Origin of the sequence: Paeniglutamicibacter gangotriensis Lz1y (assembly GCF_000348945.1) — a bacterium.
Lineage (GTDB): Bacteria > Actinomycetota > Actinomycetes > Actinomycetales > Micrococcaceae > Paeniglutamicibacter > Paeniglutamicibacter gangotriensis.
In genome coordinates this window covers 1-18,779 of sequence record NZ_AOCK01000013.1, presented here as the reverse complement: position 1 = coordinate 18,779, position 18,779 = coordinate 1, and the positions used below count along the sequence as shown (strand labels likewise).

The window sequence follows — 18,779 nt, the reverse complement described above, 5'->3', positions numbered from 1 at the left end:
TGTGCGTGCTTAGCCGAAGTACTTCGGCAGCGTGGCCTCGTGGGCCTCGCGCAGTTCGGCCAGGTCCAAATCGAACTGGCCCTGGACCTCCAGCGAGGTGCTCGCGGCATCAACCACGCCCAGGCGGACCACCGGGAACTGGCGGGCCGTGGCCATGTCGTTGAAGCGGACCTCTTCCGAACGCGGAACCGCGACGACGGCGCGGGCCTGCGACTCGGAGAACAGCGCGGTGAAAGCATCCACACCGTCGCGCTCGCACAGATCATCGAGAGCCACGCGGGCACCGACGCCGTAGCGCAGCGCCATCTCGCCCAGTGCGGCGCCCAGGCCGCCCTCGGAGAGGTCGTGGGCCGAGTCGATCATGCCATCGCGCGAGGCGTTGATCAGGATCGCACCCAGGGTCTTCTCCGCCGCAAGGTCGACCTTCGGCGGCATGCCACCGAGGTGCCCGCGGATGTTCGCGAATTCCGACCCATCGAGCTCATCGAACGTGGTGCCCAGCAGGTAGATGGCCTGTCCGTCGGCATCCGCGCGCCAGCCCGAGGGGGTGCGGCGTGCGATGTCGTCGAACTTGCCCAGCATCGCCACGACCGGGGTCGGGTGGATGGCGGTGGTACCGGTCTGGTTGTACAGCGACACGTTGCCGCCGGTGACCGGGACGCCGAGCTCCATGCAGGCATCCGAGAGGCCGCGAATGGCCTCTGCCAGCTGCCACATGACATCCGGGTCCTCGGGGGAACCGAAGTTCAAGCAGTCCGAGACCGCCAGCGGGATCGCACCGGAGGTCGCCACGTTGCGGTAGGACTCGGACAGGGCCAGCTGCGCGCCGTGGTACGGGTCCAGGTAGGTGTAGCGGCCGTTGGCGTCGGTGGCCAGGGCCACGCCCATGCCGGTTTCCTCATCGACGCGGATCACTCCGGCGTCATCCGGGGTGGCCAGCGCGGTGTTGCCGCCGACGTAACGGTCGTACTGGTTGGTGACCCAGTCCTTGGAGCACATGTTCGGCGAAGCCATGAGCTCCACCAGTGCTGCCCGGAGCTCTGCGCCGGTGGCCGGCAGGTTCTGCCCGGCCGCGGAGGCCTTGAATGTGTCCGCCTGCAGCGCATCCTGCCACTGGGGGCGAGCGTACGGGCGGTCGTAGACCGGTCCGTCATGTGCCACGGTGCGCGGATCGACATCCACGATGACTTCGCCATCCCACTTGATGACCAAGCGGTTGGTGTCGGTGACCTCGCCGAGCCAGGAGTATTCCACGGCCCACTTGTCCATGACCGCTTCGAAGGCCGCCACGTTCTGGGGGGAGACGACGGCCATCATGCGTTCCTGCGACTCGGACATCAGGATTTCGCCCGGGGTCAGCGAAGGATCGCGCAGCAGCACGGACGTCAGCTCGATATCCATGCCGCCGTCGCCATTGGAAGCCAGCTCGGAGGTGGCGCAGGAGATGCCCGCGGCGCCGAGGTCCTGGATGCCTTCTACGAGGGAGCCCTTGAACAGCTCGAGGCAGCACTCGATGAGCACCTTCTCGGCAAACGGGTCACCCACCTGGACGGCCGGACGCTTGGAGGGCTTGGTGTCGTCGAAGGACTCCGAGGACAGGATCGAGGCGCCACCGATGCCGTCGCCACCGGTGCGGGCACCGAAAAGCACGACCTTGTTGCCCAGTCCCGACGCGTTGGCCAGGCGGATGTCCTCGTGGCGCATGATGCCCACTGCCAAAGCGTTGACCAACGGGTTGCCCTGGTAGACGGAGTCGAAGACGACCTCGCCGCCGATGTTCGGCAGACCCAGCGAGTTGCCGTAGCCGCCGATGCCTGCAACGGCGCCGTGGATCACCCGCGCGGTATCCGGGTGGTCGATGGCCCCGAAACGCAACGGGTCCATCACTGCCACCGGGCGTGCACCCATGGAGATGATGTCGCGCACGATGCCACCGATGCCGGTGGCCGCACCCTGGTACGGCTCGATCATGGTGGGGGAGTTGTGTGATTCGATCTTGAAGGTCACGGCCCAGCCGTCGCCCAGGTTGGTGACGCCGGCGTTTTCGCCGATGCCCACGAGCATGTCCTTCTTCATCTCCTCGGTGACCTTGTCGCCGAACTGGCGCAGGTGGTTCTTCGAGGATTTGTAAGAGCAGTGCTCGGACCACATGACCGAGTACATGGCCAGTTCCGCCGCGGTGGGGCGGCGGCCCAGGACCTTGACGACTTCCTCGAATTCGTTGTGCTTCAGGCCGAGTTCGGCCCAGGGAAGTTCGGTCTGCGGAGTGGCCGCGGCGTTGGCCACGGTGTCCATGTTGAACTTCTTCTGCTCTGCAGTTTGCTCCGCGGCGCTCACTTCTGGCCTCCAACAAGGTGGGTCAGGACGGAAGCGAAGACTCCCAGTCCGTCGGTTCCGGTGTGGTCCGGGCCGAACCCGGCCTCCACTGCGTGCTCCGGGTGCGGCATGAGGCCCACCACGTTGCCTGCGGCATTGGTGATGCCCGCGATGTTGCGGCGGGACCCATTGGGGTTCCAGCCCACGTAGCTGAAGGCCACGCGACCTTCGGCCTCAAGGGCGTCAAGGGTCTTTTCGTCGGCCACGTACTGGCCGTCCTGGTTCTTCAGTACGACGGTGATTTCCTCACCCTGGGCGTACTGGTTGGTCCAGGCCGTGCTGTTGTTATCCACGCGCAACACCTGGTCGCGGCAGAGGAACTTCAGGTGGTCGTTCTTGATCATCGAGCCAGGCAACAGGTGCGACTCGGTCAGGATCTGGAAGCCGTTGCAAATGCCCAGGACCGGGAGCTTGGCATCCGAGTTCGCCGCGTCGATGATCTTGTCCATCATCGGGGCGAAGCGGGAGATCGCGCCGGCGCGCAGGTAGTCGCCGTAGGAGAAGCCTCCGGGGATGACCACTGCATCGACGTCGGCCAGGTCGGAATCGGCGTGCCACAAGGACACTGCCTCGGCACCGGCCAGGCCGACTGCACGGGCAGCGTCACGGTCATCGAGGGTACCGGGGAAGGTGACGACGCCGATGCGGGCGCCGGACAGTGCGGTGACGGGCGTTGAATAGTCGCCGATCAGGGGAAGTTCAGTTGCACTCATTAGTCTGCGACAACCTCGACGTTGACCACGTCTTCGATGACCGGGTTCGAGAGCAACCGCTCGGCCGCGGTGCGGGCCTGAGCCAGAATTTCCTCGGTGACCTCACCATCTACGGTCAGTTCAAAGCGCTTGCCCTGGCGGACCTGGCTGAAAGCGGTGAATCCGAGGCGGGGAAGTGCGCCAACAATGGCCTTGCCCTGCGGGTCAAGGATTTCGGGCTTGGGCATAACATCAACAACGATCCGGGGCATCCGGGTTCTCCTGTGCGCGAGGGGTGGTTAATCGCCTGCGGAGGTGCCGTCTCACGCCTAGTGGGGGGCGCTCCGCGAGCTTGCTTGCTCAGTCTACCGGCCCGGGGTCGTTCCGCTGATTTTGTGTCCGGGCACTCAGCCCCACACCCGGGGACCATCGAGTGGTTTTTTGTGCTTCCTGCTGCCCTTAAGCTTGTCCAATGGAAAAAGACGCACGCTGCCCCTGCAATTCCGGGGAACCCTACGGGTCCTGCTGTGGTGGATATCACCAAGGTTTCAATGACTCACAGGCCCCGACGTGGCCGGGAACCGCCGTGGCGCTGATGCGCTCACGCTTTAGCGCCTTCGCCGTGAATCTGCCCGAATACCTGCTGGCGACTTGGCATGCAAAAACCCGCCCGACGGACTTGGTGGTCGACGAAGCCATGATCTGGCACCGGTTGGACATCATCCGCACCGAGTCCGGTGGCCCCTTCGATAGCCGCGGCGTCGTCGAGTTCGAGGCCCACTACAGCTTGCTGAACCATTCAAGCTCCCAGCACGAGATCAGCGAGTTCGTCCGCGAAGACGGTCGCTGGTACTACGTCGACGGCGAAGACTAAGCGGGAAGAACCGCCAGCTGACGCCGGCTACTCCCACCATGGTGCGAGTAGCCGGCGTCAGTCGTTAACGGATGCGGCGTGCTCAGGCCCCGGCCAGCACGCTCTCGATCGACACGTGCTCCAGACCCAAGGCCTCAGCCGCAGGCCCGAAGACCAACGAGCCCTCATGCACCATCAGACCGTTGGCGAGGCCCGCATCCTGGGCCATCGCCTGCTTCCAGCCCTTGTCGGCAATGCGCAGCGCGTATGGCAGGGTGGCGTTGGTCAACGCTGCGGTCGAAGTCTGTGGGACGGCGCCGGGCATATTGGCCACGCAGTAGTACAGGGCGTCGTGCACCGTGAACGTCGGTGCCGCGTGCGTGGTGGGGTGCGAGCCCTCGAAGCAGCCGCCTTGGTCGATGGCGATGTCCACCAGCACCGAGCCCGGACGCATTTTCTGAACCATCTCCAGAGTGACCAGTTTCGGTGCCGCGGCCCCGGGGATCAGCACCGAGCCAATGACCAGGTCGGCATCGGCGACCTCGAGGGCAATGGCGTGGGTGGAGGAGGCTAAAGTCTTGATCCGGCCGTTGTGCGTGGTGTCAATTTCCTTCAGGCGGGCCAGGTTCACATCGACGATGGTGACCTCGGCACCGAGTCCTGCGGAAGCTGCCGCGGCATTTTCCCCGGCGACACCGCCGCCGATCACCAGGACCTTGGCCGGGCGGGTCCCGGGAACACCGCCCATCAGGATCCCCGAACCTCCCGCGGGCTGCAGCAGGGTGTAGGCGCCGATCTGTGCGGCCAGCCGGCCGGCGACCTCGCTCATCGGGGCCAACAGGGGCAGGGTCCGGCCCCTGGTCACGGTCTCATAGGCGATGGCGGTGCTTCCTGCGGCGAGCAGCGCATCGGTGCACTCGCGGGAGGCCGCCAGATGCAGGTACGTGAACAGGATCTGTCCGGCACGCAGCAAGCCGTATTCCTCGTTGATGGGCTCCTTGACCTTGAGCACCATGTCCCCTGCTGCCCACGTGGCCTGCGCGTCGTCGGCGATCCGTGCTCCGGCCTCGAGGTAGTGGGCGTCCTCGATGCCCGAGCCGATTCCGGCACCAGCCTGGACGACGACCTGGTGGCCGTGCGCCACGAACTCCGAAACACCGGCCGGGGTGATGGCCACACGCAATTCGTTGTCCTTGGTTTCCTTGGGCACGGCAACGATCATGGGAAAATTCTCCTGAGGTTTAGGGCAGCCCCCATCCGGGGCGATGGTGATGAGTCTAGGCCTCGGGCGCGGTAAAGGCCCGGAATCGCGGGTTTATGTCAAGGTGCTGGTGTTGCTACAGCACGGCAACCGGGCTGGCCGGCGCCACGATGCGCCGGGCCGGAAGCGGGCGCACACCAGGGCGCAGGCCCGCGAAGCAACGCGAATAATGGGAGAAGTCCTGGGTCGGGCCGTCGTATCTGATCCCGTGCCGATGTCGTTGCCCACAGGGGTGAGGAAACCACGAATAATTTCGGCCCGGGCGTGGTTGTCCATGGGGAGACCGGCCAACCCGGAAACGAAAGCAGGAAAAACCATGAATGAGCAAACGATGAAGGCCATGGCGTATGCGAGCTACGGTGGCGTGGAGAAACTGGAGCAGCTCGAACTTCCGCTGCCGAAGGTCGGACCGGGAACGGTGCGGATCAAGATCAAGGCGGCAGGAGTGAACCCGGTGGACTGGAAGGTCATGGCCGGATACCTCGACCCGATCATGGCGGTGGACTTCCCGGCAGTTCCCGGCTGGGATGTTGCAGGCGTGGTGGATGCCGTCGGTTTTGACACCCCCGAGTTCAATATCGGCGACGAGGTTCACGCCTACGGCCGGCGCGACACCGTGGGGATCGGTTCCTTCGCCGAATACCTCACGCTGCCCGCCGGGGCCGTGGCGCACAAGCCAACGCAGCTCTCCTTCGAAGAGGCCGCAGCGCTGCCGTTGACCGGCGGGACCGCGCTGCGCGCCCTTGATGCGCTTCAGCTGGCCCCCGGACAGAGCCTGCTGATCCACAACGGCGCCGGAGGTGTGGGACAGGCGGCGATCCAGATCGCCCATCAGGCCGGGGTTCGGGTGCTGGCCACCGCCTCGGAAAAGAACCACGACCTGCTCGCCGGATTGGGCGCCGAACCGCTCACCTATGGTTCGGGTCTGGTTGCTGCGGTGCGTGCGCTGGTTCCCGAGGGAGTCGACGCGGTGGCGGACTTCCACGGTGAGGCGCTCGAGGACACCCTGGCGGTGCTGAAGGAATCGGGGAAGCACGTGTCGATCGCCGATGGATCCGTGGGCGAGCACGGCGGACGCTACATCTGGGTGCGGCCCGATGGGCGGGAACTGGCCCGGCTCAACGAGTTGGTTGAGGCCGGCACACTCGGCGTCCACGTCGTCTCCAGCTACCCGATGCAGGAGGCCGCCGCGGCAATCACCGAAAGCATGGGCGGGCACGCCGGAGGCAAAATCGTGCTGACCGGCTTCACGGACTGACGTTCGACGGGCTCCGTCGGTCGCCTGCAGCCAATAGGTGCTCCGACGAGGTGCTACGCGGCCCCGATTCCCCGGGAAACACGGGGAGTCGGGGCCGCTTTTGTTGTTCCGCACGCACAGGTTCCGTCGGTGCGCGCCGCCAGGGTCCGCGGAGAAGATGAGGCGGCGATTTACCCGGGATTTCATGGAGTGTTCAATTTCGGTCCATGCCTCGGCCTCTCGGCATCCGTAGGTTGTGTCAGTGGGCCATCCGATCCAAGGATGCTGAACGTAGTCGCGTCAGTCATGCCCTTTAATGGTTTGTGAATTCTTGGGGGAAGGAACCTCTTACATGAAGCGTCGTTCTTTGCTGGCCGTTTCGGTCGTGCTTGCGCTGTCCACCACACTTGCCGCCTGTGGTTCGGGGGGTGGGTCCACCGCATCCGTCGACGGTATCGACGCGGCCACCGCCGTCAGCGCCGCGGACTTCGGCGGCATCGAGAAGCTGGTCGAGGCAGCCGAACTGGAAGGCGAGTTGAACGTCATCGCACTTCCGGAAGACTGGGCCAACTACGGCGCAGTCATCACCGGGTTTGAGGAAAAATACGATATCGAGGTGAACTCGGCCAACCCGAATGCCTCCTCGGCGGAGGAGATCCAGGCGGCAGTCAACCAGAAGGGCCAGGACACTGCGCCCGACGTCTTTGACCTCGGGGCGGCAGTCGCCCTGACAAACACCGACAAATTCGCCCCGTACAAGGTCGAGACCTGGGACTCGATTCCCGAGGCCAACAAACACCCCGAAGGATTGTGGGTCAACAACTACACCGGGATCATGTCGGTGGGCTACGACTCGTCCAACGTCCCGGAGCCCAAGGACCTAGAGGGGCTGCTGGGCGAGGACTATAAGGGCGCAGTGGCCCTGAATGGGGACCCGACGCAGGCGGGGGCCGCTTTCGCGGCCATGGGTACCATCTCTGAGTTGGCCGGCGGAAGCGTGGCTGACTTCGGCCCGGGCATCGACTGGATGCTCAAGCTCAAGGACGCAGGAAACTTCCTGACCGTCGATCCGACGCCGGCGACCATCGCCTCGGGCGAGACCCCGGTAGTCTTCGACTGGTCCTTCAACAACGCCGCCGCCACCGCGGGAAACCCCGATTTCAAGGCAACCATCCTGCCGGGCGCAGCATATGTCTCGTTCTACAACGAGGCGATCAACGCCGACGCGCCGCACCCCGCCGCCGCCCGCCTGTGGCAGGAATGGATCTTCTCCGACGAGGTACAACTGCTCTTCATGGAAGGCAACTCGGTGCCGGTGAGAGTCGATGCCTTGAAGGAATCCGGCACCGTCGATGAGGCGCTGCTGCAGAGCACGACCTTCGGCACCACCTCGGCGGACTGGGTCTCGCCCAGCGAAGCCGAAACCAAGGCGGCAAACACGCTGCTGGGCGAGCGCTGGTCGGAACTCACCCAGTAATTTTTATCCTCGCAGATCCGCCGGGCGGGGCGTGCCGCAGTGGCAGCCCCGCCCGGACCCACCGAGTATTCCAAGGAGCGCTGGTTTCCCCTGAAGCGCAAGCTTTCGTGGCTGGGACTTCTTCCCTTCACGCTTTACATCCTCGCTTTCCTGGGGGTGCCGACGCTGCTGGCCATCGGCAGCGGCTTTGTTGATGCCGACGGCAGCTTCACCCTGGGTAACTTCTCCGTCTACGAGAACCCCGTCATCTGGAAGACCTTCGGCTCCTCGAGCCTCATCGGCCTTCTCACCGCACTCATCGGGGCGGTGCTCGGTGCCCTGGTGTGCTGGGCCTTGACCGGGGTGCGAAGCGACGGTCCGCTGCGCCGCTCTATGGACGCAGCTGCCTCGGTGCTCGCCCAATTCGGCGGCGTGATGCTGGCCTTCGCCTTCATCGCGACCATGGGAGCGCAAAGCATCCTGCGGGTGTGGTTGCGCGACACCTGGGGCATCGACATCTATGGCGAAGGAGTCTGGCTCTACCAGCTGCCGGGATTGATCCTTCCCTACCTGTACTTCCAGATCCCGCTGATGGTGATCACCTTCCTGCCAGCGATCGAGCGTCTGCGCCCGCAGTGGGTCGAATCCAGCGCCACGCTCGGTGCCAACCGCTGGCAATACTGGCGGCACATCGGCTTCCCCGTGCTTGCCCCCTCGTTCTTGGGAGCCCTGTTGCTGCTCTTTGCCAACTCCTTCTCCTCCTATGCCACGGCAGCTGCCTTGATCAGCCAGGGGGCGCAGATCGTCCCGCTGCAGATCCGTGCAGCACTGATCGGCGAGACGGGGGCTTCGGTGGCCAACACCGCCGGGGTGCTGGCGCTAGGCATGATCCTGGTGATGGCCGTGGTCATGGTCCTGTACAGCCTGCTGATGCGTAGGGCAGCACGGTGGCAGCAATGAGCCAGGTCTCCACGCCGCCAAGTCCGGCCCTGCGCCGCACCATCCTCTTGGTCATCTCGGTGCTCTTCCTGCTGCCACTGGCGGCCATGGCCGAGTTCACGCTGCGCAGCACCACCGGCGGCTACGGCTTCGAACATTGGGCGGGCCTCGGTGAATTGCAGGACAGTCGCCAGTACCGGGCACTGACCCGGGGACTGGGCAACTCGTTGGTGCTCTCGGCACTGTCGCTGGGCCTGGTGCTGTGCGTGTTCGCCCCGACGATCATCTGGGTGCACCTGCGCTTTGCGCGGCTGCAGCGGATGCTTGATTTGTTGACGGTGCTGCCCATCGCGATCCCCGCCATCGCCCTGGTGGTCGGGTTCGCCCCCATCTACCGGATCCTGGGCCGCACCCTGGGCTCCGGGGAATGGACGCTGTTCCTCGCCTACGGCGTGCTGGTGCTGCCCTTTGCCTATCGCGCGATCGCCGCGGACCTGCACGGCATGGACGCCCGAGTGCTCAGCGAGGCGGCCCGCTCGCTGGGCGCCGGATGGCCGGCGGTGTTCATCAAGGTGCTCATCCCCGGGCTGCGCCGCGGGTTGCTCTCGGCCTCGCTGCTCACCGTGGCCATCGTCATGGGTGAATTCACGGTGTCCTCGCTGTTGAGCCGTGACACCTTCCAGACCGGGTTGCTGCAGATCTCGCAGACCGATCCCTACCTCGCCGTGCTGGTTTCTCTGCTGTCCCTGTTGATCATGTTTGTCCTGTTGGCGTTGGTCTCCGGCATGGGAAGCACCCGCGGCAGGATGGCGCCTGCACGCACCCCGAAGCAAAAGAAGGTTTCACATGCCACATGATCCAGTTACCGGCGGCACCACTGCAGTCGTCCCCGAAGGCACGGGGATCGCGCTGCGGCAGGTGAGCAAGAACTACGGCTCCAACACCGTGCTGCACGGCATCGACCTGGAGCTCAAGCCGGGGGAACTGGTGTGCCTGCTGGGCCCCTCGGGTTGCGGAAAGACCACCGCGCTGCGCGTCCTGGCCGGGCTTGAGGAAGTCACCAGCGGTGAGGTGTTCATCGACGGGAGGGACGTCTCCGGTGTTCCGGTCAACCGCCGCGACATCGGTATGGTCTTTCAGGCCTACTCGCTGTTCCCGCACCTGAGCGTGGCGAAAAACGTGGAGTTCGGACTCAGTATGCGCAAGGTTCCGCACGCCGAACGCGTCCGGCGGGTCGCCGAGGCGCTGGAGTCAGTGGGGCTGGCCGATTACGGGGACCGCTATGCGCACCAGCTCTCCGGCGGCCAGCAGCAGCGCGTGGCCCTGGCCCGCGCACTTGTCACACGGCCCCGGGCGCTGCTGCTTGATGAGCCGCTCTCGGCACTGGATGCCAAGGTCCGCATCCGATTGCGCGAACAGATCCGCGCCATTGTCACGGAGCTGGGCATCACCACGGTGTTCGTGACTCACGACCAGGAGGAGGCCCTGGCGATCTCCGATAGGGTCGCGGTGATGAATGCCGGGCGCATCGAACAGTTTGATACCCCCGAGGGGCTCTACCATCGCCCGGCAACCCCCTTTGTTGCCGAGTTCGTGGGGATCTCCAACCAGATCACCGGCAGCTTCGAGGACGGGCGGTTCACGATCCACGGACAGCAGCTTCCCGTGGCCTCGGAGAACGGGGCGGTACCCGGGCAGCCGGCGATCGCCTACGTGCGCCCCGAGCACATTCGGATCTTCACGGCGGAGGACCCCGGGGCCGGCGGGCTGCCAGGCACGATCGTCTCCTCGGGGTTCCTGGGCTCGATGCGCCGCACCGTGGTCGCGGTCCAGGACCACGCCGGAGAAACATCCGTTGCCGTCCAGCACGATGCCCACACCGCCTACACGGCGGGCCAGCGTGTGGAACTGGGATTCGACCCAGTGCCGGTGGCACTGCAGGGGATCAAGCACTGAGGGCGCAGAGGCGGGTTTTTCCGGGGCTGCCGGCTAGTGATCCAGGGTGACGGTGCGCAGATCCAGCCGGCGCAGCACCCGGTCCACCAGCTCCGGGTCGTTGCCCGGCTCATTGCGGGCCTTGAGCATTTCGCCGCGGGCAGCATCGAGAGCCTCGCGCTGCACCTCGTCCATGACGGTGAGGATCGCCTTGAGCTGAAGCATCTTCTGAGGGTCCTGCTCCAGGTCCGACTCGAGGATGGTGTGCAGCGAAGACATGCGTCGGGCCAGCGCCTCGCGACGCTTTTGCGGCAGCGCCGAGGCCGCTGTGGAACGCTTCATGGTTTCCAGGGCGACCTTCTCCGCGCGGCGGGCCAGCGCCCGCTGGGTGCGTTCTTCCACCGCATGATCGTTGGGCAGCTTCAGCGCGCGCATCAACGCCGGCAGCGTGAGCCCGGGCAGGACCAGCGTGGTGATGAGCACCGCGCAGGCTGTGGCCACCACGAAGTTACGGCCCTCCAACGGCTCACCGCTGGACATCGTGGCCGGAAGCGCCAGGGCCAGGGCCAGGGTGGCCAGTCCGCGCATACCGCACCAGGAGAGCACCAGTACCTCCTTGAGCGAACCGGGGGTCTTGTTCTTCTTCTCGGTGCCGCCGATCTTGTACATCGCCATCATCCAGGCGAAGCGCACCAACACTACCGCGGCGCAGATGGCCACGATCCCGGGAATGAAGGAGAGCAGGTTCGCGCCCTCGTCTTCGATGATATAGCGCATCTCGATGCCGACCAGGCCGAAGGCCACCCCGGTGGTTAGCAGCTCCACCACGTCCCAGAAGGCGGTGCGGGTCAGTCGCTCTTCGGAGTCCTGCGGGCGGGCGCGCCGGCCCAATTCCAGCGCCGTGACCACCACCGCGACCACACCAGAGAAATGCACTTCTTCGGCGATCAAATAGATGGCATAGGGGGCCACCAGCGTGGTGGCCGAGCGGGCGACCAGGTCCGGAACGAAGCGGTTCAGCGTGCCGACCAGCCAGGCCATGGCCAGACCCAGCACGATCGCCCCGGCCGCGCCGATCAGGAACCGGGGAACCAGATCCCAGCCGACCTCGCCGCCGCTGAGCGCGGCGGTGACAGCAACCTGGAAGATCACGATGGCCATGGCATCGTTGAACAGGCCTTCGGTCTGCAGCACCGTGATCAGCTTGCGGCGCATCTTGACCTTGCCGGCGACAGATTCCACTGCCACCGGGTCCGGCGGGGCAACGATGGCGCCCAGCGCGATCGCCGCCGGCAGGGCCATGGCCGGGATCATCAGCCAGGCCACCGAGGCCACCACGGCGGTGGTCGCCACCACCAGCAGCACCGCCAACAGCACCAGCGAACGCCAGCGCAACCTGAAGATCGACCAGGAGCTGCGCTGCGCGGCGGCGTAGAGCAGCGGCGGCAAAAAGAGCGGAAGGATCAGTTCCGGCTTGATGTGGACCTCGGGGATGAAGGGCAGGAACGCGGCACCGGCGGAGAACATCAGCATCAAGATCGGGTAGGGAAGTCGGATCCGTTCGCCGAGCCCCACCACCAGCACCGTGCCGAAGAGCAGGCCGATGAGCAACAGCAGGAATTCCATGGGTGTTTCCCCTCAAGATGTGTGCCCCCAGTTTTTCACATCTCGGTGGGCCCTGCTGACGCGCGGGCCCAAACGCCAGCAGGCGGGGAGCCAAGGCTCCCCGCCTGCTGCGGTGTGGTGCGGTGTTGCTTAGCCGATGCCGATGGCGCCGGTGAGCACACCGACGGCGAGCATCACGAGTGCGACGATCGCGGCACGCCAGAGGACCTTCTTGTGGTGATCGCCCAAATCGACCTTGGACATCGAGACCAGCAGCAGGATCGCGGGGACCAAGGGGGATTGCATGTGTACCGGCTGGCCCGTGATCGAGGCGCGGGCCATATCCACGGCACCGATGCCGTAGTGGGCGCCGGCCTCGGTGAGCACCGGCAGGATGCCGAAGTAGAACGCGTCGTTGCTCATGAAGAACGTGGCGGGGATGGAGATGATGCCGGTGAGGATAGCCAGGTAGGGGCCCATCGTCGTGGGGATCACGTCGACCAGCCAGGTGCTCATCGCATCGACCATGCCGGTGCCCGAGAGCACGCCGGTGAGTACCGCGGCGGCCAGCACCATGGAAACCACCGCGATCACCGAGGAAGCGTGGGAGGAGATCATCTTCGCCTGGTCCGAAATCTTCGGGAAGTTCACCAGCAGGGCCACGGCGGTGCCGATCATGAACAGGTAGGACAGTGGCAGCACATCGGCGATCAGCAGCACGAAGATGGCCACGGTCATCGAGAGGTTGAACCAGAACAGCTTCGGGCGCAGGGTCGGACGGGTCGGGTCCAGCACGGTGCCGTCCATGGTGGCGGACTCGGTGCCGTCGCCGCGGACAGCAACCTTGTCCAGCAGGGCGACGCCGCGGCCACCGGCCGGGGTCTTGCCGGAGCCGGAAGTTCCACCGGTTCCGCCGGTGCCTTCGGTCATGACCGAACCCGGGCCCCAGCGCAGCGGGTCCTCACGCTGCAGGCGCTTGCGTTCGGAGACGCCCATGGTCCAGGCGAAGCCGAAGACCACGATCAGGCCCACGGCTAGCGCGGGGATCATCGGGACGAAGATCTCCGAGGCATCCACGTGCAGGGCCGCGGCGGCACGGGCGGTCGGGCCTCCCCACGGGACGATGTTCAGCGTGCCGTTGGTCAAGCCGGCAACACAGGTCAGCACCACCGGGCTCATGCCCAGACGGTGGTAGATCGGCAGCAGCGCGGCGGTGACCACAATGAAGGTGGTGGATCCGTCGCCGTCCAGCGAGATCAGTCCGGTGAGCACCGCGGTGCCCATGACGACCTTGGCCGGGTCGTTGCCGACCAGCTTCAGGATGCCGTCGACGAGCTTGTCGAAGAGCCCCACGTCGATCATGATGCCGAAGTACATGATGGCGAACATCAACAGGGCCGCGGTTCCGGACATGGACTTCACGGCGTCCATGACCATATCGCCCAGTCCCAGGCCGGCGCCGGCGAACAGGCCGAAGACGGTCGGGACGATGATCAGCGCCAGCAACGGGGTCATGCGCTTGGTCATGATGAGCGCCATGAAGGTGGCGACCATCAGGAACCCGAGTGCTACCAGCATGGGGGGTCTCCTTCGAAAAGTGGTGCGTGTAAACGCAGATGATGGGAGTCGGCGACGCGGAAGAGGAAACGAGAACCGGTCCGTGCGCCGTGATGCATAACGCTACGTGTTCCCGATCACGCCGATGTGGTTGTGCGCACAAAGCCCCGTTCTTCCCCTAAAACCTTTTTTGCTCATAAAGCCCACCGCGGGTTCTACACTGGTTGCATGCCTCACGAGCCCAAGCCCGGGCGCGGCTTCGCCGCCCGCATCATGACCCTGCAGTTTGTGGTGGTCGGGCTGATGATTCTGGCGGCCGCGGCCGGCGCCCTGTGGGTGACCGTCGAGCGCGTCAACGACCAGGCGCAGGGACGGGCCCTGGCCATCGCCCGCACACTGGCAGCCGACCCGGAACTCCAAACGCAGGTGAAGCGCTACGCCGACGCGCAGGATCTGGATTCGGCAGCGCTGCGCGCCGGGCCGGTGCAGGAGGCGGCCGAGGCCGTGCGGCTGCGCACCGGCGCGTTTTTTGTGGTGGTTACCGAGGACCGCGGGATCCGCCTGGCACATCCGACACCCGCCTTGATCGGGCAGAAGGTTTCCACCCACCCGGCGGCGCTGTCCGGAAGCGAATCGGTCTCCCGCGAGCACGGCACCCTGGGCGAATCGGTGCGCGCCAAGGTCCCGGTGTTCGCCCCGGGCACCGGCACGGTGGTGGGCGAGGTCAGCGTCGGGGTCGGGGTCCAGGAACTTGCCGTGCGGCTGCGCACCGCCACCGCCTGGGTGCTGGGTCTGGGGCTGGGAGCGTTGCTCCTGTCCGCGGTCTCCACCCGCTGGTTGGTGCGTCGGCTCAAATCCCAGACCTTGGGCTTGGAGCCGGCCGAGATGGCACAGCTGCTGCGCGATCGCGACGCGGTGCTCTACGGAGTGGCCGACGGCGTCATCGGCATCGGACCGGACGGAAGGATTTCGGTGCGCAACAAGGCCGCCCGGATCATGCTTGGCCTGCCGCACCGCCACGAATCGGACGACATCATCGGCTTGCCCTATGCCCAAGCGAAGCTGCCCGCGCCGTTGGTTGCTGCCATCGCCGAGGGCACCGGGGCCACACTGCGCCTGGAAACCGAGCAGGCTGCACTGGTCGCCACCGTGCACCAGGTGACCCGCGACGGCTCCGACCTGGGCCAGGTGGTGCTCTTGCGTGATGTCACGACCATCGAGACCCTCGGTGAGCGGTTGGATGCGGTGGAGACCATGGCCGGCGCGCTGCGCGCCCAACGCCACGAGTTCGCCAACCGGCTGCACACCATCTCCGGGTTGCTGCACCACGGGGACGTGGCCGAAGCCCGCGACTATCTGGGCGAAGTCATCGATTCTGGGCCGGTGCGCGAACCGGTGCAGAACCTTGCGGCCATCGAGGACACCTACCTGCGCGCCTTCCTCGGGGCCAAGGGCGTCCAGGCGTACGAACGCGGCGTGGTGCTGCGGGTCGGAGAGGCCAGCGCGCTCTATGGGCGGCTGAACGACGCGCAGGACGCCACCGCGGTGCTGGGCAACCTGATCGACAATGCGCTGCGTGCCGCGGTGCAAGGCCCGACGCCGCGCTGGGTCGAGGTGGACCTGCTCTCCGAGGGCAGCACCTTGCACCTGGCCGTGGCCGACTCCGGGACGGGGGTCGAACCGGGGCTTGAGGTCTTCGCCGAAGGCGTCAGTACCGGGACGCTGCCCGAATCAGAGGAACACGGCCAGGGCGTGGGACTGCCGCTGATCCGCCGACTGGCCCGCACCCGCGGCGGGGACGTCTGGATCGCCGATCCCGGATCGGAGCTCGAGGGCCGCGGCGACGAACACACCGGAGCGGTCTTTGCCGCCAGACTTCCCGGGGTGCTGTCCTCAGGGCAGGGCACGGCGGCACACGGAACCTTCGAAGGGAAGAAGTGAAGATGAGCGAGAACACCGACTACAAGGTCCTGGTCGTCGACGACGATTTCCGGGTCGCGGCGCTGCACGCCGGCTACGTCGACGCAGTGCCGGGCTTCCGCGCCCTGGCTCCGGTGCACGATGCCCGGATGGTGCCCCGTGCTGTCGCCGAGGGAAGCCCCGATTTGCTGCTGCTGGATGTGTACCTACCGCAGGGGTCCGGGTTGGATTTGCTGGCGACCTTGGATGTGGACGCGTTTGTGCTTTCCGCGGCCACCGAGGTCGATGCGGTGCGCACCGCCATCAGGCGCGGCGCGCTGGGATACCTGGTGAAGCCCTTCGACCCGAAGGTGCTCGCCTCACGGCTGCGCGGCTACGCCCGCTACCGCCGGCAGCTGGAAGGTTCCGCGGGACTTGACCAGCAGGGCATCGACAGGGCGCAGCGCGCGCTGCTTTCCGGCGAGGAGGCCGGGGTGGCCGCGGCGACCCCCACCGAGGCTGCCGTACTGGCAGCGGTGGCAGCGGCGGGGGAGCCTGCCACCGTGATGGAGGTGGTCACCGCCGTAGGGATCTCCCGCGCCACCGCGCAACGCTACCTAGCCAACCTGGTCCAAGCAGGGTCGCTGCGTCTCGAGCTGGTCTATGGCAGCAGGGGCCGGCCCGAGCATCGCTACCTGGTCCAAGACTGAGCCCACCGCACCGGGATCATTGCAGGGAGGGCATCTCGACCAACAGCGGCACGGCCGCATCCCAGTCCGAGATACCGCAGCCGTCGCGCACGTTGAATTCGCGGTTCACCACCCGCCCGTCCAGCGTCCCGCTGACCACGCCCACCGCCGGTCCACCGTATTGCATGGTGCAGGCGTCGTTGACGCCGGGTTTGGGGCTGGCCAGCAGGGCCGGGGTGGCCTGAACCAGTTCACAGGCCTTTGCCGCGTTGGGGTGTTGGCTTTCGGGCAGTGGCGCGTCTCCGTCGCAGACCAGACGGTAGTGCGCACTCTCGACGGCGCCATCGGCCCTGATCGAGACCTGCAGATCGGTCAGGGGCGCTTCAACGGAGGAACCCGTGGATGAGGGCGAAGCGGGGCTCTGGCTGCTTCCGCCATCGTCCGCGCACCCGGCCAGCAGTGCGGCGGCACCCAACAACAGCCCGGCTAACAACAAAGTCATCGTGCGCTGCATGGTGCGGCCCTCCAGCCTGACGCCGGCCGGGAACGTTGGCCAGCTCCCTTAAGTCTGTGGCAAGGGCAATGATTGGGCAACGGCCAGCAGACGGGCGCGCAACTCTTGGGCCCGGTCGGCGAAGTCCTTCTGCAGGCGTACATACTCGGACTTGCCCGCCGGTGTCTCGATGCGGATGGGTTCCTGTCCCCAATCGGACAGGTCGTAGGGGGAGGCCTGCATGTCCATGCTGCGAATGTCCCAGGCCAGTTCGAAGCAGTCCATTACGAGGTCGCTAGGTACCGCCGGGGTCAGCTTGTAGGCCCATTTGTACAGGTCCATGTTGGCATGCAGACATCCGGGCTGCTCCAGGTCGCGCTGGGTCTCGCGGGTGGGCTGCAGTGCGTTCAAAGGAACGGCCTCGGGTGTGTAGAAGCGAAAGGCATCAAAATGCGTGCAGCGGATCCGGTGTTCCTCGACCACCGCGTCGGTCCCCTCGGCACCCAGACGCAACGGCAAGTATTCGTGCCGGATCCCGTTTCCCGCGGATTTGTAGACCATCGCCCACTCGTGCAGCCCGAAGCAAGCAAAGTTCCCGGGGCGGGTGACGGCACCGGCCAGGATGACGTTGGCAAAACGAATGGCATCGGTGCGGGTGTGTGCGAAGGACTCGAGGTCAACGGTGTAGCCGCGCTCGCCGGTTTCGGGATGCACAACCTCGAGATAGAACTTCCAGTTCGCGCGTTCCTCGGCCCCGGCTCCGGCGAGCACCACACCGGGGCCCGGATGCCAGCGGTAGAGCTGGCCGGGCTTCTGTGTGTAATAGGTGAAGAGGAAATCTTCGACGGGGTGTTTTTGTCGCTTCATTCGACGCTCGGTGAAAGGCTCGCCAAATCGTGTGGCTCGTGCCCGGTGGGCGTCGGCCGCGGATCGCCACTGCTCTTCGGGCAGCCAGGTGAGCGTGGAGGGAAGCATCTATTCATTATCGCTTGGAGTAGTTGTCAGGCTCAATTTCGATTTTTTGGCGCTCCGGGGATGCCCGGTTTGTCAAGGGTCTACCGTCGTACTGTGGATAACCAAAATCAACACCTGACATGAGACTTTAGCGAATCCCAAGAAAGAGTTACCTCTTCAAATCGTCGGTTCCCAAGCGTAGAATGGAGGTATGTTCGAAGAAAAGAATCAAACAGGTTCGCGAGGCGAACCTCCAGACGAAACCGTTGGATCCGGACACCCCACACCCCGGATCATTCCCGCCCCACCGCGCCCGGGCAGGAGCCACACCGAAGACCTCGCCTACCTCGAAACCATCCGCAACGGACTAGCGCAACTATTCCCCGGCGGCACCGCCGCAGAGCAATACGAAATCATGGAAAGGATCGAACGGATCAAAGGCACCGCCTGCGGAGCCCAAGTCGTTGCAGCATCCATGATGGAAAAAGGCCTGGTGGAGATCCGTGTCGAATCCGGAACCCACGAAAACAATCCCGCCTACGGCATCGGAGTCCAAGCAGGCCAAGCCCGCCGCGAATCCTCGGCCAAGGGCCGGGCCTTCATGGCCTACTGCGCCCGCATGATCGCCGACCTGCCCCTGACCTTCGCAGCCCTACTGGCCGGGGACATCAACGAAACCCAGGCCATGATCATCGACAAGGAATCCGCGCACCTGCTGGCGGCAGACCGCCAACAGCTCGACGCAGACCTGCTCCGTTCCCCCGGTGCCCTGGAAGGTATGGGAGAGCGCATGCTCACCGACCAAGTCCGCCGCCTGGCCTACACCTACGACT

17 protein-coding genes are annotated in these 18,779 nt (G+C 65.6%); 9 read left to right on the top strand and 8 right to left on the bottom strand.

Features of this window, described 5'->3' with window-relative positions:
- Positions 1-9: 9 nt before the first annotated feature.
- Genes purL through purS form a run of 3 tightly spaced genes read right to left on the bottom strand, consistent with a single transcriptional unit; the run spans position 10 to position 3,340 of the window.
- Complete coding sequence (purL, locus tag ADIAG_RS17960; protein WP_043475955.1) at positions 10-2,295, bottom strand: phosphoribosylformylglycinamidine synthase subunit PurL; 2,286 nt, start codon at positions 2,293-2,295, stop codon at positions 10-12.
- A gap of 38 nt (positions 2,296-2,333) precedes the next feature.
- The gene (gene purQ / locus ADIAG_RS17955; protein WP_007272852.1) at positions 2,334-3,089 is read right to left on the bottom strand and encodes a phosphoribosylformylglycinamidine synthase subunit PurQ; all 756 of its coding nucleotides are present in this window, start codon (positions 3,087-3,089) and stop codon (positions 2,334-2,336) included.
- Positions 3,089-3,340 (bottom strand): phosphoribosylformylglycinamidine synthase subunit PurS, encoded by a 252-nt coding sequence (gene purS, locus ADIAG_RS17950; protein WP_007272851.1) that lies wholly within the window; start codon positions 3,338-3,340, stop codon positions 3,089-3,091. Before purS ends, purQ begins: the two co-directional genes overlap by 1 nt.
- 200 nt (positions 3,341-3,540) lie before the next feature.
- Between purS and ADIAG_RS17945 the strand changes: the two genes are divergently transcribed.
- Entirely contained in the window at positions 3,541-3,942 is a 402-nt protein-coding gene (locus ADIAG_RS17945; RefSeq protein ID WP_043475888.1) for a YchJ family protein, read from the top strand.
- A gap of 82 nt (positions 3,943-4,024) precedes the next feature.
- Here ADIAG_RS17945 and ald read toward each other — a convergent pair whose 3' ends face one another.
- On the bottom strand, positions 4,025-5,143 hold the full coding sequence (gene ald, locus ADIAG_RS17940) for an alanine dehydrogenase (RefSeq protein ID WP_007272849.1): 1,119 nt from the start codon (positions 5,141-5,143) through the stop codon (positions 4,025-4,027).
- 355 nt (positions 5,144-5,498) lie between these two features.
- Here ald and ADIAG_RS17935 point away from each other — a divergent pair, with 355 nt between their 5' ends.
- From ADIAG_RS17935 to ADIAG_RS17915, 5 genes are all read left to right on the top strand, one after another.
- Entirely contained in the window at positions 5,499-6,440 is a 942-nt protein-coding gene (locus ADIAG_RS17935) for an NADP-dependent oxidoreductase (protein WP_007272848.1), read from the top strand.
- A gap of 331 nt (positions 6,441-6,771) precedes the next feature.
- Positions 6,772-7,896, top strand: a complete 1,125-nt coding sequence (locus ADIAG_RS17930; RefSeq protein ID WP_007272847.1) for an ABC transporter substrate-binding protein — start codon at positions 6,772-6,774, stop codon at positions 7,894-7,896.
- Between the two features lie 39 nt (positions 7,897-7,935).
- Positions 7,936-8,835 carry an ABC transporter permease gene (locus tag ADIAG_RS17925; protein ID WP_007272846.1) on the top strand — a complete coding sequence of 300 codons (900 nt, stop codon included), beginning with the start codon at positions 7,936-7,938 and terminating at the stop codon, positions 8,833-8,835.
- Positions 8,832-9,671, top strand: a complete 840-nt coding sequence (locus ADIAG_RS17920) for an ABC transporter permease (RefSeq protein ID WP_007272845.1) — start codon at positions 8,832-8,834, stop codon at positions 9,669-9,671. Before ADIAG_RS17925 ends, ADIAG_RS17920 begins: the two co-directional genes overlap by 4 nt.
- Entirely contained in the window at positions 9,661-10,770 is a 1,110-nt protein-coding gene (locus ADIAG_RS17915) for an ABC transporter ATP-binding protein (protein WP_007272844.1), read from the top strand. The genes ADIAG_RS17920 and ADIAG_RS17915 overlap by 11 nt, the downstream gene beginning before the upstream one ends.
- A 33-nt stretch (positions 10,771-10,803) precedes the next feature.
- Here ADIAG_RS17915 and ADIAG_RS17910 read toward each other — a convergent pair whose 3' ends face one another.
- Both ADIAG_RS17910 and ADIAG_RS17905 read right to left on the bottom strand, forming a co-directional pair.
- The gene (locus tag ADIAG_RS17910; RefSeq protein WP_007272843.1) at positions 10,804-12,375 is read right to left on the bottom strand and encodes a Na+/H+ antiporter; all 1,572 of its coding nucleotides are present in this window, start codon (positions 12,373-12,375) and stop codon (positions 10,804-10,806) included.
- A 129-nt stretch (positions 12,376-12,504) separates the two neighbouring features.
- Positions 12,505-13,932: a CitMHS family transporter gene (locus ADIAG_RS17905; protein WP_007272842.1), complete on the bottom strand. Its 1,428-nt coding sequence runs from the start codon at positions 13,930-13,932 to the stop codon at positions 12,505-12,507.
- Between the two features lie 207 nt (positions 13,933-14,139).
- Here ADIAG_RS17905 and ADIAG_RS17900 point away from each other — a divergent pair, with 207 nt between their 5' ends.
- Together ADIAG_RS17900 and ADIAG_RS17895 are read left to right on the top strand one after the other, a co-directional pair.
- Positions 14,140-15,852, top strand: a complete 1,713-nt coding sequence (locus ADIAG_RS17900) for a sensor histidine kinase (RefSeq protein WP_007272841.1) — start codon at positions 14,140-14,142, stop codon at positions 15,850-15,852.
- Between the two features lie 2 nt (positions 15,853-15,854).
- On the top strand, positions 15,855-16,520 hold the full coding sequence (locus ADIAG_RS17895; protein ID WP_007272840.1) for a response regulator: 666 nt from the start codon (positions 15,855-15,857) through the stop codon (positions 16,518-16,520).
- A gap of 16 nt (positions 16,521-16,536) precedes the next feature.
- Here the strand turns inward: ADIAG_RS17895 and ADIAG_RS17890 are convergent, their stop codons facing one another.
- Together ADIAG_RS17890 and ADIAG_RS17885 are read right to left on the bottom strand one after the other, a co-directional pair.
- A complete protein-coding gene (locus ADIAG_RS17890) occupies positions 16,537-17,001 on the bottom strand; it encodes a subtilase-type protease inhibitor (protein WP_152426211.1) in 465 nt (154 codons plus the stop codon).
- 60 nt (positions 17,002-17,061) lie between these two features.
- Positions 17,062-17,967 carry a hypothetical protein gene (locus ADIAG_RS17885; protein ID WP_007272838.1) on the bottom strand — a complete coding sequence of 302 codons (906 nt, stop codon included), beginning with the start codon at positions 17,965-17,967 and terminating at the stop codon, positions 17,062-17,064.
- 190 nt (positions 17,968-18,157) lie between these two features.
- On the opposite strand from ADIAG_RS17885, the gene ADIAG_RS17880 reads away from it, so the two are divergent.
- Positions 18,158-18,779 (top strand): hypothetical protein (locus ADIAG_RS17880; protein WP_043475885.1); only part of this gene is annotated, 622 nt, incomplete at its 3' end.